The organism is Kribbella sp. VKM Ac-2569 (genome assembly GCF_004216905.1).
Lineage (GTDB): Bacteria > Actinomycetota > Actinomycetes > Propionibacteriales > Kribbellaceae > Kribbella.
Map to the genome: position 1 here is coordinate 978,132 of NZ_SGXJ01000001.1, position 13,504 is coordinate 991,635.

General features: G+C 68.7%; 15 protein-coding genes. 11 read left to right on the forward strand and 4 right to left on the reverse strand.

Annotated elements, in window-relative coordinates; translation table 11 throughout:
* Positions 1-67: 67 nt before the first annotated feature.
* Positions 68-1,351, reverse strand: a complete 1,284-nt coding sequence (locus EV649_RS04420; RefSeq protein WP_130380753.1) for a YibE/F family protein — start codon at positions 1,349-1,351, stop codon at positions 68-70.
* A gap of 51 nt (positions 1,352-1,402) precedes the next feature.
* On the opposite strand from EV649_RS04420, the gene EV649_RS04425 reads away from it, so the two are divergent.
* From EV649_RS04425 to EV649_RS04440, 4 genes are read left to right on the forward strand one after another with little or no spacing between them, the layout of a single operon-like run.
* Positions 1,403-2,347, forward strand: a complete 945-nt coding sequence (locus EV649_RS04425) for a metal ABC transporter substrate-binding protein (RefSeq protein WP_130380755.1) — start codon at positions 1,403-1,405, stop codon at positions 2,345-2,347.
* Complete coding sequence (locus tag EV649_RS04430) at positions 2,344-3,102, forward strand: metal ABC transporter ATP-binding protein (protein ID WP_130380757.1); 759 nt, start codon at positions 2,344-2,346, stop codon at positions 3,100-3,102. The genes EV649_RS04425 and EV649_RS04430 overlap by 4 nt, the downstream gene beginning before the upstream one ends.
* Positions 3,099-4,103: a metal ABC transporter permease gene (locus tag EV649_RS04435; protein WP_130380759.1), complete on the forward strand. Its 1,005-nt coding sequence runs from the start codon at positions 3,099-3,101 to the stop codon at positions 4,101-4,103. The genes EV649_RS04430 and EV649_RS04435 overlap by 4 nt, the downstream gene beginning before the upstream one ends.
* Before the next feature lie 52 nt (positions 4,104-4,155).
* Positions 4,156-4,551: a Fur family transcriptional regulator gene (locus EV649_RS04440; protein ID WP_277875613.1), complete on the forward strand. Its 396-nt coding sequence runs from the start codon at positions 4,156-4,158 to the stop codon at positions 4,549-4,551.
* Here the strand turns inward: EV649_RS04440 and EV649_RS04445 are convergent.
* Positions 4,548-5,204, reverse strand: a complete 657-nt coding sequence (locus tag EV649_RS04445; protein ID WP_130380763.1) for a hemerythrin domain-containing protein — start codon at positions 5,202-5,204, stop codon at positions 4,548-4,550. The genes EV649_RS04440 and EV649_RS04445 overlap by 4 nt on opposite strands.
* Before the next feature lie 60 nt (positions 5,205-5,264).
* Here EV649_RS04445 and EV649_RS04450 point away from each other — a divergent pair, with 60 nt between their 5' ends.
* From EV649_RS04450 to EV649_RS04465, 4 genes are all read left to right on the forward strand, one after another.
* Positions 5,265-5,891: a TetR/AcrR family transcriptional regulator gene (locus EV649_RS04450; RefSeq protein ID WP_130380765.1), complete on the forward strand. Its 627-nt coding sequence runs from the start codon at positions 5,265-5,267 to the stop codon at positions 5,889-5,891.
* A gap of 56 nt (positions 5,892-5,947) precedes the next feature.
* A complete protein-coding gene (locus EV649_RS04455; protein WP_130380767.1) occupies positions 5,948-6,427 on the forward strand; it encodes a MerR family transcriptional regulator in 480 nt (159 codons plus the stop codon).
* A 74-nt stretch (positions 6,428-6,501) separates the two neighbouring features.
* The gene (locus tag EV649_RS04460; RefSeq protein WP_130380769.1) at positions 6,502-7,476 is read left to right on the forward strand and encodes an aldo/keto reductase; all 975 of its coding nucleotides are present in this window, start codon (positions 6,502-6,504) and stop codon (positions 7,474-7,476) included.
* An 84-nt stretch (positions 7,477-7,560) separates the two neighbouring features.
* Positions 7,561-8,055, forward strand: coding sequence for a GNAT family N-acetyltransferase (locus EV649_RS04465; protein WP_130380771.1), 495 nt, complete (start codon positions 7,561-7,563; stop codon positions 8,053-8,055).
* On the opposite strand, the gene EV649_RS04470 is transcribed toward EV649_RS04465, so the two are convergent.
* Complete coding sequence (locus EV649_RS04470; protein WP_130380773.1) at positions 8,041-8,982, reverse strand: sigma-70 family RNA polymerase sigma factor; 942 nt, start codon at positions 8,980-8,982, stop codon at positions 8,041-8,043. The two genes, EV649_RS04465 and EV649_RS04470, sit on opposite strands and share 15 nt — an antisense overlap.
* A 137-nt stretch (positions 8,983-9,119) precedes the next feature.
* Between EV649_RS04470 and EV649_RS04475 the strand changes: the two genes are divergently transcribed.
* Positions 9,120-10,499: an MFS transporter gene (locus EV649_RS04475; protein WP_130380775.1), complete on the forward strand. Its 1,380-nt coding sequence runs from the start codon at positions 9,120-9,122 to the stop codon at positions 10,497-10,499.
* Here EV649_RS04475 and EV649_RS04480 read toward each other — a convergent pair.
* The gene (locus EV649_RS04480) at positions 10,450-11,544 is read right to left on the reverse strand and encodes an S-(hydroxymethyl)mycothiol dehydrogenase (RefSeq protein WP_130380777.1); all 1,095 of its coding nucleotides are present in this window, start codon (positions 11,542-11,544) and stop codon (positions 10,450-10,452) included. The two genes, EV649_RS04475 and EV649_RS04480, sit on opposite strands and share 50 nt — an antisense overlap.
* Positions 11,545-11,781: 237 nt before the next feature.
* On the opposite strand from EV649_RS04480, the gene EV649_RS04485 reads away from it, so the two are divergent.
* Complete coding sequence (locus tag EV649_RS04485; protein ID WP_130380779.1) at positions 11,782-12,669, forward strand: ABC transporter ATP-binding protein; 888 nt, start codon at positions 11,782-11,784, stop codon at positions 12,667-12,669.
* Positions 12,669-13,487 (forward strand): ABC transporter permease, encoded by an 819-nt coding sequence (locus tag EV649_RS04490; protein WP_130380781.1) that lies wholly within the window; start codon positions 12,669-12,671, stop codon positions 13,485-13,487. Before EV649_RS04485 ends, EV649_RS04490 begins: the two co-directional genes overlap by 1 nt.
* Positions 13,488-13,504 lie beyond the last annotated feature (17 nt).

Here is a 13,504-nt window from a genome sequence, read left to right on the forward strand (position 1 = left end):
ACGGACTCTCCGTGACCTAATTGCACTGTAGAAGCCTGGGCGCTCGGGCGGAAGAGCTGATTTTCGGTTAGAGCCGTTCGGCGTCGGCGACCAGTTCGCGGGAGCGGTCGGCGACCGCCATCGCGGCGAGCGCGGTGGTGAGCGGCACGGCCGCGATGATCCCGAGGCTTCCGATCAGGCCGCGGACGACCTCCATCGCGACCGACTCGGTGGAGATCACGGACAGCGTGGGCAGGTCCTGGATCGCGAACACGATCAGCACCGGCATCGCGGCACCGGCGTACGCGAGAACCAGCGTGTTGACCACCGAGGCGACGTGGGTCCGGCCGATCCGCAGGCCCGCGGACATCAGCTCACGCCGGCTCGCCGAGGGGTTCGCGGCGGACAACTCCCACACGGCGGCCGCCTGAGTGACCGTGACGTCGTCGAGGACCCCCAACGCCCCGATCACCATTCCCGCCACCAGCAGGCCGGTCAGGTCGAGGTTGGGCGCGAACGACTTGGCCGCGGACGCCCCGTCGGCGGCCAGCCCGCTCAACTGCGAGAACTTGGCGAAGAACCAGCCGAGCAGCACGGTCAGTCCGAGCGCGGCGATCGTCCCGGCCAGCGCGATCGACGACTCCGCATTGATCCCGTGCGTGAGGAACACCGCGATCGTCATGATCACGGCACCGCCGACGACGGCGACCACCAGCGGATTCGAGCCCTTCAGGATCGCCGGCAGGATGAACTGGGTGAGCATCACGGCGGTCACCGCCAGCGCGATCAGAGCCGCGAATCCCCGCCATCGCGACAGCGCGACCACCGCGATCGCGAAGATCACCGCGAGGATCAGCAGCGGTCTCGACCGGTCGTGGTCGACGTACTGGTAGCGCTGGTCCAGCGGCGCGCCGTCCTGGATGCCGAGCATCACCGACTGACCGGCCTTGATCGCGAACGGGGTCTGGCCGGCGCTCGGCACCTCGACCGGCACCGCCTTCCCCTTGTCCGGGCCGTTGCTCACCTTGACCGTGGCCAGGTCGCACTTGTCCTTCGGGTCCGGGCACGCCTTGATCGCGGTGACCTCGCCGCGAGCGGTGCTGGTCTGGTACGAGTCGACCTTCACTCCCCCACCCGGCCACAGCGCGATCATCAGCACCACGGCCGCGGTGATCAGCGGGATCAGGATCGCGGCGACGACGATCCGGACGCGCCGGGCGACGACCGCATCGGAGTTCACCACCGAGGTGTCGACCACGTGATCGCCGTGGCCGTGACCGTGTCCGTGACCGTGACCCTGCGGAATATCGAGTGCCCGGCGGCGGTTGCCCTTCGGGTCGGCACGTCGTCGCCCGACGTTGCGGCTGGCCATCGTGAACTCCCTGTTTTGACAATCAGTTCCAATTAAATGAAAATGATTGTCATGAAATCTGGTCTTCGAGCTGTCCTCGCCGGCGCCACCGCCCTGGCCGCCCTCACCCTGGCCGGGTGTGGTGACTCCTCCGCCAACGGCAGCGGTGGCGGAAAGCTCGACGTCGTGACTTCGTTTTACCCGCTCGAGTTCATCGCCCGCACAGTGGGGGGCGACGCGGTCGACGTCACCACTCTGACAGCCCCCGGCGTCGAGCCCCACGACCTCGAGCTCACGCCCAAGCAGGTCGGCGAGATCGCGGAGGCGAAGCTGGTCGTCTTCGAGAAGGAGCTGCAGCCGGCCGTCGACGAGGCCGTCGAGCAGAACGCGAAGGACTCGGGATTCGACATCACCCCGGCCGCCCAGCTGGAGGCCACCGGCGCGGACTTCGAGGAGCACGAGGAAGGTGCCAAGGAGGCCGCCCACAAGGACGATGCCCTCGACCCGCACTTCTGGCTCGACCCGGTGCGGTACGCCGCGGTCGTCAAGGCGGTCGAGGACAAGCTTGTGAGCGTCGACAGCGCCAACGCCGCCGGGTACCACGAGCGCGCGAAAGCGCTGCTCGACCAGATCGGCAAGCTCGATACGGAGTACAAGACCGGTCTGGCGACCTGCAAGCTGAAGACGTTCGTGACCAGCCACGAGGCGTTCGCGTACCTCGCGAAGCGGTACGGTCTGACGATGGTCGGGATCGCCGGGTTCACGCCGGACGCGGAGCCGGCACCGGCCCGGATCAAGGAGGTCCAGGACATCGTGAAGGCCCAGCACGTGACGACCATCTTCTACGAGGAGCTGGTCAGTCCGAAGGTGGCCGAGACGATCGCGAAGGACGTCGGCGTCCAGACCGCCGTACTGAGCCCGATCGAGGGCCTGTCGGACGCGAACTCCAAGGAAACGTACCTGACCTTGATGCAGGAGAACCTGCAGGAGCTGCGAAAGGCGAACGGCTGCTCGTGACATCCGAGAACGACTCCGCCAGGGCCGTCCAGGTCGACGATCTCTCCGTCGATCTGGGCGGCCGTCTGGTGCTTCGGGGCATCGACCTGCGGATCCGCCAGGGCGAGGTGGTCGCCGTGCTCGGCACCAACGGCTCCGGCAAGTCCACGCTGATCAAGACCGTCGTCGGGCTGCTGCCGGCGGCCCGTGGCGAGGTCCGGTTGTTCGGGACGCCGGTCCCCCGGTTCCGCGAGTGGCGGCGGGTCGGGTACGTGCCGCAGCGCATCACCGCGGCCGGCGGCGTACCGGCGACCGTGTACGAGGTGGTGTCGTCCGGTCTGCTCTCGAAACGGCGGATGTTCGCGCCGCTCGGTGCCGCCGGCAAGCAGGCGATCGAGGACGCGCTGGAGGTCGTCGACATGGCCGACCGGCGCAAGGATGCGGTCGCGGAGCTGTCCGGCGGGCAGCAGCAGCGGGTGCTGATCGCGCGGGCCCTGGTGTCCGACCCGGAGCTGCTGATCCTCGACGAGCCGACCGCCGGCGTGGACCTGGCCAGCCAGCAGATCTTCGCCGACGCGATCCGGGAGCGGGTCGCCGGCGGCACGACCGTGGTGATGGTGAGCCACGACCTCGGCCCGATGGACGCCCTGATCGACCGCTCGGTCGTGATGCGCCGCGGCCGAATCGTGTACGACGGCCCGCCGCACGCCTCCCAGACCCACGCCCACGTCCACCACTCCCACACCGACGACGACCCGGGGTGGCTGACGTCATGACGATGTTCCAACTCGAGTTCATGCAGCGGGCCCTGATCGCCGGCCTGCTGACCGGGCTCTCCGCGCCTGCCATCGGGACGTACCTGGTGCAGCGGCGGCTGTCGCTGATGGGTGACGGCATCGGCCACATCGCGATCACCGGTGTGGCGCTCGGTCTGCTCACCGGCAGCGCACCTGTGCTGACCGCCATCATCGTCTCGATCGCCGGTGCCACCGCGATAGAGCTGGTCCGCGCCCGCGGCAAGGCCACTGGCGACGTGGCACTCGCCCTCCTGTTCTACGGCGGTATCGCAGGCGGTGTGCTGCTCATCGGACTCGCAGGTCAAGGCGCAGCCACGCTGAACACCTACCTGTTCGGTTCACTCACCACGGTCTCCCAGAGCGACCTGTACGTCGTCGTAGGCCTCGCAGTCGCCGTACTGGTCGTAGCGATCGGTCTGGGCCCACAACTGTTCGCGGTGTGCCAGGACGAGGAGTTCGCCCGTACGACGGGACTCCGGGTCCAGCTGCTCAACCTGGTGATCGCTGTGATGGCTGCGGTCACCGTGACGGTCGCGATGCGCACGGTGGGGCTGTTGCTGGTCAGTGCGCTCATGGTCGTCCCGGTGGCGACAGCGCAGCAGGTGACTCGGTCGTTCCGCAGTACGTTCATCACCGCGTGTGTCATCGGTGTGCTGGCGTGTCTGGCTGGCATCGTCACGTCGTACAACGCGAATGTGGCGCCCGGTGCGACCATCGTGGTGCTGGCACTGGCAGGGTTCGTGGTGGCGGCGACGGTCGGGACGCTGCTGCGGCGGCGGGCCGGGCGGGCGCGTCCGCTGGCGGATGAGGAGCCGGAGGTCGGCGTACCGGCACCGGAGCCACATGTGGTGAGTGCCGGACACCCGCACGCGCACAGCCAGGCCTGCGGCCACAAGAAGGTCGAGCACGGGGACCATGTCGACTACGTCCACGACGGTCACCTGCACGCGGCGCACGGGGATCACTGGGACGAGCACTGAGTTGCTGACTTCTGAGAGACTGGACGGCGGTAAAGAGATGACAGGAGGAACGGTGGCTATCGGAACACGCTCGACCCGTCAGCGCGCGGCGGTCGCGCTCGCGCTAGACAACATCGACGACTTCCGGACCGCCCAGGAGATCCACCAGGAGCTCCGGTCCGCCGGTGAGGCCGTCGGTCTGACCACTGTCTACCGCACCCTGCAGGCGCTCGCGGACTCCCGCGAGGTCGACGTACTGCGCACCGCCGACGGCGAAACGGCGTACCGGCGCTGCTCGAAGGGTCACCACCACCACCTGGTCTGCCGCAGCTGCGGTCGCACCGTCGAGGTCGAGGGACCGGCCGTGGAGCGCTGGGCCGACAAGGTCGCGGCCGAGCACGGGTACGCCGACATCAGCCACACGCTGGAGATCTTCGGCACCTGCGCCGAATGCCAGCAGACTGCCTAGCCTTCGACGGACTTCATGGATCGCTGGTAGTTGCGCTGCCCGAACAACCGCCAGATGACCCGGACGGGCGCGGGTAGGCCGGCCAGCATTCGTGCGGCTTCCTCGGGGCGGGCGGTCGCGAGCAGTTCGCCCATCGCGGTGAACCGCTGGTTCGACTTGAACTTACTGAACGCGACTTTCCCGAGGTGATCCCACTCGGCCTGGGTGATATGCGTCGCGATCAGCGGTACGACGTCGCGCTCCTCCTCGCCCAGGTGTTCGGCAAGTCGCGCGGACACGGTCTCGAGCGCGGTGCTGAGCGAGTCCGCACCAGCAGCGGTCGGCGTCGTACGCCAGGCTGTGACGGCATCGCGGGCCGAGTCCACGGCCTCGTGGACAGCGGCGTGCTGCTGCTCCATCCGATGGATCAGCCCTGCCGACAGTTCGGCGCGCTCGAGCAGCAGGGGCCAGAGCAATTCGTCCTCGCTCGAGTGGTGCGCGTACAGACCGTCGAGCTGGAAGTCGACGTACGCCGCCACCGCCGCGGCCCGTGACTCTGCCCCCGCGGCCAGCACATGCGCCCTGGCCTGCTCGAACCCCCGCCGGATCACCCGGTGGATCAGAGCCATCTCCCACGGATCAGATGCCTTCACGGCGTTGACCGGTGTCGCCATGTCCCTCCCCCTTTCACTAGTGGCCGCCACTAGTGAACGACTACTGCTAGCGTGGGACCGGTGGAGAAGCCTGTCAAGACGCCGAAGCGCACTCGCCGCGAACGGGCGGCGGCGACCCGGGAACGGATGATCCACGCCGCGATCGAGGTCTTCGCCGAGGCCGGGTACGTCGGCGCGCGGATGACCGACATCGCCGCCCGGGCCGATGTCGCCGTACAGACCGTGTACTTCGTCTTTCACACCAAGGCCGAACTCCTGCAAGCCTGCTTCGACCACGCCGTCCTCGGGCCGGACCGGCTTCCGCCTCAGCAGCAGCCCTTCTTCGCCGAGATCTCCGCGGCGGAGTCCGGCCGGGCGGCACTGGCCGCCTTCGTTCGCGGCAACACGGCAATCCTGACGCGGGTCGCGGTGATCAAGGAGGTCGCCGAATCGGCGTCCCACGAGCCCGATGCGGTGGCCGTGGTCGAGCGCAGCGAGCAGCTGCGCCGCGACGGCCTGGGCCAGGTGGTGGATCAGATCGCCGGCCGCTGGGGGCTGCGTCCGGGTCTCGACGCAGCCGACGCGGTCGACCTGCTGCTGATGCTGTCCACTTCCGGCCCGTTCCTGGAGCTGCGCCGCTACGGCTGGAGCGACACGAAGTACGCCGAATGGCTGACCGACGCGCTGACCCGGGAGCTCCTCGGCTAACTGTGACCGAGGCCACCTTTGCCTTTGAGCGCGCTCTAAGGCATACGGTCGTAGACATGAACGCGACCGAACTGCTCGCCACGGACCGTCGGGCTGCCATCGCGGCGCACCGCCCGGAGCTGGAGCCGATCGATCCGGACCTGCTGTGCCTGCTGGAGCTGCCGGACGACCTGCCCGAGCACCTGTCGATCGCCGAGGCCTCCGAGCTCACCGGCCTGACCGCGCACACCCTGCGGTACTACGAGCGCATCGGTCTGGTCGACGTACGCCGGGACGCCGCCGGGTACCGCAGCTACGACCTGCGGGCGATGGCGCGGATCGTGTTCATCAGCAGGCTTCGTGCCTCCGGCATGCCGATCGGTACGATCAGCCACTATCTGGAGCTGGTGCTCGAGGGCGACCACACTGCACCCCAGCGGCTCACCCTGATGCAGGAGCACCGTGACCGGATCCAGCGGCAGCTGCGCGATCTGCAGCTCGCCCTCGCGGTGACCGACTACAAGATCACCTTGTACGGCGGCACCGCCGCTCCGTAACAAACCACATGAGAGCTCAGCCGACCGTTGCGCACGTTCGGCCGGCGGAGCCATGCCTTCAGATGGGAGAAATCATGAGACTGGGTAGCCAAGGCGCCGAGGTCAGCCGGCTCGGACTCGGCTGTATGGGGATGAGCTTCGCGTACGGCGCAGCCGACGAGAACGAGTCGACCGCGACGCTGCACCGGGCGCTCGACCTCGGCATCACGTTCCTCGACACCGCCGACATGTACGGGTTCGGCGCCAACGAGGAGCTCGTCGGCCGGACCATCGCCGAGCGCCGCGACGAGGTGTTCCTCGCGACGAAGTTCGGCATCACCGGCGATGGGCGGAACTCGGCGGCGCGGGGTGTGAACGGGTCGCCGGCGTACGTCCGGTCCTCGATCGACGCGTCCCTCCAGCGGCTCGGCGTCGACCACGTCGACCTCTACTACCAGCACCGGATGGATCCCGACGTCCCCGTCGAGGAGACGGTCGGGGCGATGGCATCGCTGGTGGAGGCCGGGAAGGTCCGGTACCTCGGGCTGTCCGAGGCGTCGGCGGAGACGATCCGGAGGGCGCACGCCGTACATCCGATCACCGCGGTGCAGAGCGAGTGGTCGCTGTTCAGCCGGGACATCGAGGAGTCGGTGCTGCCGGCCTGCCGCGAGCTCGGCATCGGGATCGTGCCGTACTCGCCGCTCGGGCGCGGCATGCTCACCGGCGCCCTGCCCACGGACCTCGCGGCCGACGACTTCCGCCGTACCCTCCCCCGCTTCTCCGGCGACAACCTGGAGACGAACCTCGCCCTGGTCGAGGAGATCCGCGCGGTGGCAGCACGGTACGACGCGACACCCGGACAGGTCGCGTTGGCCTGGGTGCTTGCGCAGGGCAACGACGTCGCGCCGATCCCGGGGACGAAGCGGCGCAAGTACCTGGAGGAGAACGTCGGGGCGCTCGACCTCGCGCTGTCCGCTGCCGACGTCGAGGCGCTGTCGAAGCTGACGCCGGTCGGCACCCGCTACCCCGACATGAGCTGGGTCGCCGGGCAGACCGCCGCACAGGGCTGATAAACTGACCGCAGTAAGCCTTCCGTACCGGACTCTTCCGGCGGGAGGCTTTTCTGCGTTCTCAAACAAGTCCTGAGGAGACCCATGTCTGATCTCGTGGTGCGCCGTGTCCAGCCGTCCGACCGACCGTTGATGGAGCGGCTGTGGCTGATGTTCCGCCACGACATGTCCGAGTTCCAGGGCCAGCTACCGCGCCCCGACGGCAGTTTCCGCACCGAGTGGCTGGAGAAGGTCCTGACCGGCGATCCCGAGTGGGCCGGGTATGTGATCTCGTTGGGCGAGAACCCGGTCGGCTTCTGCTTCATGCGAGCGCTGCAGCAGCCGGTGCACGTGCTGAACGCGTTCTTCATGGTGCGTCCGGTACGGCGCAGCGGACACGGACTGCGCGCGGTCCAGGAAGTGCTGTCGCATCACCCCGGTCCGTGCGAGGTCGCGTTCCAGGGCAACAACGAGAAGGCAGTCAGGTTCTGGCAGCGGGTCGCGACCGAGATGTCCGGCGACGTGTGGACCCAGGAGGCCCGCCCGATCGCCGGCAAGCCGGACGCGACCCCCGACCTGTGGATCTCATTCAAGGTCTGACGGGAGGCCGAAGTACTCGAAGAGGTCCTGGTCGAAGAAGACCACGTTGTGCGTGATGCCGGCCTTGGCGACCGTGAACACCTGCAGGCTGTGCGCGTGGAAACGACCGTCGTCCCCGCGCACGTAGGCGCCGATGGCGGGCTGGTCGTTGGCGACCGTGGGCAGCAGTCGCCAGGCCGGGCCGCGCATCGCGTACACGCGGGCCATGAACTCGCCGTACGCGTCGCGGCCGACATACCAGAGCGGGGCCGGCGGCATCTCGAGGACGACCTGGTCAGTGAGCAGCCGGGTCAGGCCGTCGACGTCGGCGGCCTCGAACGCCCGGATGTAGTCGTCGATGACGGACTTGACCTCCCGGTCGGCAGGCTCGTCGACGTCGTCCTCGGTGATGTCGATCTCGGCGAGCTTGGCCCGCGCCCGCTGCAGCGCGCTGTTCACGCTCGCGGACGTCGTCTCCAGCGCCTCGGCGATGTCCGCGACCGGCCAGTCGAGCACGTCCCGCAGTACCAGGACCGCGCGCTGCCGGGCCGGCAGGTACTGCATGGCGGCGATCAGGGCCAGCCGCAGGCTCCCCCGCGCGACCATCGCCGCCGCGGGATCGGTCGGGAACGGCTGCAGCCATGAGACGTCCGTCGACAGCTCGATCGGCGCCTGGGCGTCCTCGGTCGCACTCACCAGCCCCGAGGGCAGCGCGCGGCGACCTCTGCCTTTGAGCGCGGTCAGGCAGGCGTTCGTGGCGATTCGGTACAGCCACGTCCGCAGCGAGGCCCGCTGCTCGTCGTACGTGCCGGAGGCCCGCCACGCCCGCAACAGAGTCTCCTGCACCAGGTCTTCCGCGTCGTGTATCGATCCGAGCATGCGATAGCAGTGCACCAGCAGTTCGTGCCGGTACGGCTCGGCCCTCCGGTCGAAGTCGTCACGGTCCATCGAGGTCAGCCTCCCACAGTCCGGTTGCGGGAGTACGTACTGCGCAACCGCCGGAAAATCATCGGTCCGCCGCCGATGAATCCGGCCGCCGCGCCAGGTATACACCCACGTCCCGTGCAGACGAGGGAGAAAACCTGATGACCGTTCTAACCACCGATCGCGCTGTGGATGCCGGCACCCGGCGCGGACTGATGCTCGCCGTACTGCTGCTCGGCCAGTTCATGGCGCTGCTCGACACGTCCATCGTGAACGTCGCGATGCCTGCCATCGGCTCCGGCTTCCACGCCTCCGGCGCCTGGCTGCAACTGGTCGTCGGCGGCTACCTGGTGGCGTACGCGATGACGCTGATCACCGGCGCCCGGCTCGGCGACCTCTTCGGCCGCCGCCGGATGTACCTGACCGGAGCGATCCTCTTCACGCTCGCGTCGCTCGCGTGCGGACTGGCCCCCGCGGTCCTGCCGCTGGTGCTGTTCCGGTTCGTCCAGGGCGTCGCCGCCGCGGTCATGGTGCCGCAGATCATGAGCCTGATCCAGGCCCACTTCGCCGGGCCGGCCCGCGCCAAGGCGCTGTCGGCGTACGGCGTGACGCTGTCCGCCGGCCAGATCGCCGGGCTGATCGCAGGCGGCCTCCTGGTAGGCGCGAACATTCTCGGCTCCGGCTGGCGCCCGGTGTTCCTGGTCAACGTCCCGGTCGGCATCTGCCTGGCGATCCTGGTGCCGCGGTCGATCCCGGCGGACCGGCCGACCGCGACGCGTCGCCTCGACGTGACCGGGCTGGCCTTGTCGACCTGCGCCGTACTGCTGATGGTGCTGCCGGCGGTGGTCGGGCACGAGCTCGGGTGGCCGGTGTGGACCTTCGGCTGCATCGCCGCCGGTGTGGTTGTCGCGGCGGTGTTCGTCCGGTTCGAGCGCCGTACAGCCGACCCGTTGCTCAACCTCGAGGTCTTGCGCGCCCGCGGTTTGCCGGCCGGTCTCCTGACGATGGTGTGCATGCTGCTGGCGATGGGCGGGTTCCTGTTCGCATTCACCCTTCATCTGCAGACCGAGCTCGGTGAATCAGCCATGCGGGCCGGGCTGACCTGGCTCCCGTTCGCCGTCACCTTCGGTCTGGTCGGCTACTTCTGGCGCCTGGTCCCGAGCCGGCTGCACCACCTCGTCGTACCGGTCGGCCTCGCGCTCTGCACCCTCGGCTACGCGGGCATCGGGTCGTTCCAGTGGCCGGCTCTGCTCCTGGCCGGAGCCGGCATGGGTCTGTCCGCGAGCCCGCTCGTCACCCAGTCCCTGGCGCATGTCCCGCTGCCGCGCGCGGCCGACGCGAGCGGCATCCTCACCACCGCCATGCAGCTGAGCCAGGTCGGCGGAGTCACGATCTTCGGAACCCTGTACCTGTCGACGCACTCGTTCCCGGCCACGAGTCGGGCGGTCGCCCTGGCGGCGGCGATCGGCATCGTCGCCGCCGGGTTCCTCGCTAGAACAGGACGACCGACCGCAGGACGTCGCCGTGGTGCATCTTCGTGAACGCGTCCTCGACCTCGTCCAGCGTGATCGTCTCGGACACGAAACGGTCCAGGGGCAGGCGGCCCTGGAGATGGAGGTCGATCAGCAGCGGGAAGTCGCGGGTCGGGAGGCAGTCGCCGTACCAGCTCGACTTCAGGGAGCCGCCGCGGCCGAAGAAGTCCAGGAGCGGCATGTCGAGGCGCATGTCCGGCGTCGGTACGCCGACCAGCACCACGGTGCCGGCCAGATCACGCGCGTAGAACGCCTGCTTCCAGGTCTCCGGACGACCGACCGCGTCGATCACCACATCGGCGCCGAACCCGCCGGTCAGTTCTTGCACCGCCGCGACGACCCCGTCGTGGTCGAGGCCCTTCGAGTTGATCGTGTGCGTCGCGCCGAGTTCCTGCGCGGTGGTGAGCTTGCGCTCGTCGAGGTCGATCGCGATCACCTTCGCCGCTCCGGCGAGGCGGGCACCAACCACAGCCGCCGTACCGACGCCGCCCGAGCCGATCACGGCGACGGTGTCTCCGCGGCCGACGTTGCCCGTGTTGATCGCGGCGCCGAGACCCGCCATCACGCCGCAGCCGAGCAGGCCCGCGACCTCCGGCTTGGCAGCCGGATCCACCTTCGTGCACTGCCCTGCCGCGACCAGGGTCTTCTCCGCGAACGCTCCGATGCCGAGCGCTGGGCTCAGCTCGGTGCCGTCCGCGAGCGTCATCTTCTGCTTGGCGTTGTGTGTGTTGAAGCAGTACCAGGGCCGGCCGCGCAGGCAGGCGCGGCAGTTGCCGCAGACGGCCCGCCAGTTCAGTACGACGAAGTCACCCGGCTGTACGTCGGTCACGCCGTCGCCGACCGACTCCACGATCCCCGCCGCCTCATGCCCTAAGAGGAACGGGAACTCGTCGTTGATACCGCCCTCGCGGTAGTGCAGATCCGTGTGGCAGACCCCGCACGCCTGCACCTTCACGACCGCTTCCCCGGGACCCGGGTCAGGGACCGTGATCTCCTCGATCGACACCGGCGCACCCTTACCCGCCGCCACCACACCACGCACCGTCTGAGCCATTCCCCGAACCTAACCGCCCTACCCCGTCCACGTCAGCCTCCCCGGCGTGTGGGTGTGCCGCAAGAACAGGACGTAGTCGTCTACCTACACGGCTCCTCCCGCCTGGACCCGTCCGCCGACGACCCGGTTGACCCCACCACCTCCTGTTCTTACGTACACCTCTGTCCACCGGTCGGGGGACAGTGAGTCCGTCGGGCGGTGCTCCCGGGGACGGTGGTTGGCCGCGAGAGTTGAGGCATGGAGAACGACAACGCAGTGAGGGTGCGCGGCCTGGTCAAGCGGTACCCGGACAAGGTCGCGGTCGACGGCGTCGATCTGGACATCCACCGGGGCGAGGTGTTCGCCCTGCTCGGCCCGAACGGGGCCGGCAAGACCACGACCACGGAGATCCTGGAGGGGTATCGCCGGGCCGACGAGGGAGAGGTCAGCGTCCTGGGCACGGACCCGGCACACGGCGACCGCCGGTGGCGCAGCCGACTCGGGATCGTGCTGCAGACGTCCCGCGACGAGGCCGAGTCGACCGTCCTCGAACTGGTCAGCCACTACGCCGGCTACTACCCGAACCCGCGCGACCCGGACGAGGTGATCGCCGCCGTCGGGCTCGAGGAGAAGCGCAAGACCCGGCCGCGCAAGCTGTCCGGCGGTCAGCGCCGTCGGCTCGACGTGGCCCTCGGCGTGATCGGCAACCCGGAACTGCTGTTCCTGGACGAGCCCACGACCGGGTTTGACCCCGAGGCGCGCCGGCAGTTCTGGACCCTGATCGAGAACCTGCGGACCAGCGGTACGACGATCCTGCTGACCACCCACTACCTGGACGAGGCCGAGCACCTCGCCGACAGGGTCGGGGTGATCGCCGACGGCCGGATGATCGAGATCGGTACGCCGGAGACGCTCGGCGGGCGTGGCGCCCGGACGGCGCGGGTCTCATGGAGCGACGCCGACGGACCGCACGAACTGCGCACCGACCGACCGACCGCCGAGGTCGCGGCGCTGATGCAGCGCTTCGACGGCGAGGTACCCGAGCTCGAGGTCCGCCGCCCGAGTCTGGAAGACATCTACCTGGACCTGATCGGCAAGGCCAACGCCGCCGACGCCGCTGTCGCGATCGAAGCTGGAGCACTCTGATGGCCGACACCACCACGAAGCCGCTGCCGTCCACGCTGTCAGTGGGCCTGGCCCGGACCAAGCTCGAGGTCCGCGAGTTCTTCCGCGAGAAGGAGGCTCTGATCTTCACCTTCTTCTTCCCGATCATCTTCCTCGGCATCTTCTCGGCCGTCTTCGGCAGCACCGACTTCAACGGCGTCAACGCCGCGACCTACTTCACCCCCGGGATGATTGCCTCCGGCATCTTCCTGAGCAGCTTCCAGTCACTCGCAATCAGCATCGCGCTCGAGCGCGACGAGGGCCTGCTCAAGCGGCTCCGCGGTACGCCGATGCCCCCGCAGTCGTACTTCATCGGCAAGATCGGCCAGGTGCTGGTCACCTCGATCGCACAGTTCGCGCTGCTGCTGGTGATCGCCGGGCTGGTGCTCGGGGTGGACATCCCGACCGAGCCGTCGAAGTGGCTGGACTTCGCCTGGATCTTCATCCTCGGCGCGGCGTCGGGGTCGGTGCTGGGGATCGCGTTCAGCGTCGTACCGAAGTCCGGCAAGGCCGCGTCCGCGGTGATCACGCCGGTCGTCCTGCTGCTGCAGTTCATGTCCGGTGTGTACTTCGTCTACAGCAGCCTGCCGGCCTGGATGCGTGACGTCGCCTCGGTCTTCCCGCTCAAGTGGCTCGCCCAGGGGATGCGGTCGGTGTTCCTGCCGGACGGGTTCCAGGTGAACGAGCCGGGCGGTTCCTGGCAGCTCGGCACCGGCGCGATCGTGCTCACCGTCTGGCTGATCCTCGGCCTGTTCCTCGCCCAGCGGGTGTTCCGCTGGACCCGCCGGGACGCGGGCTGATGAACCAACTCTCCGGT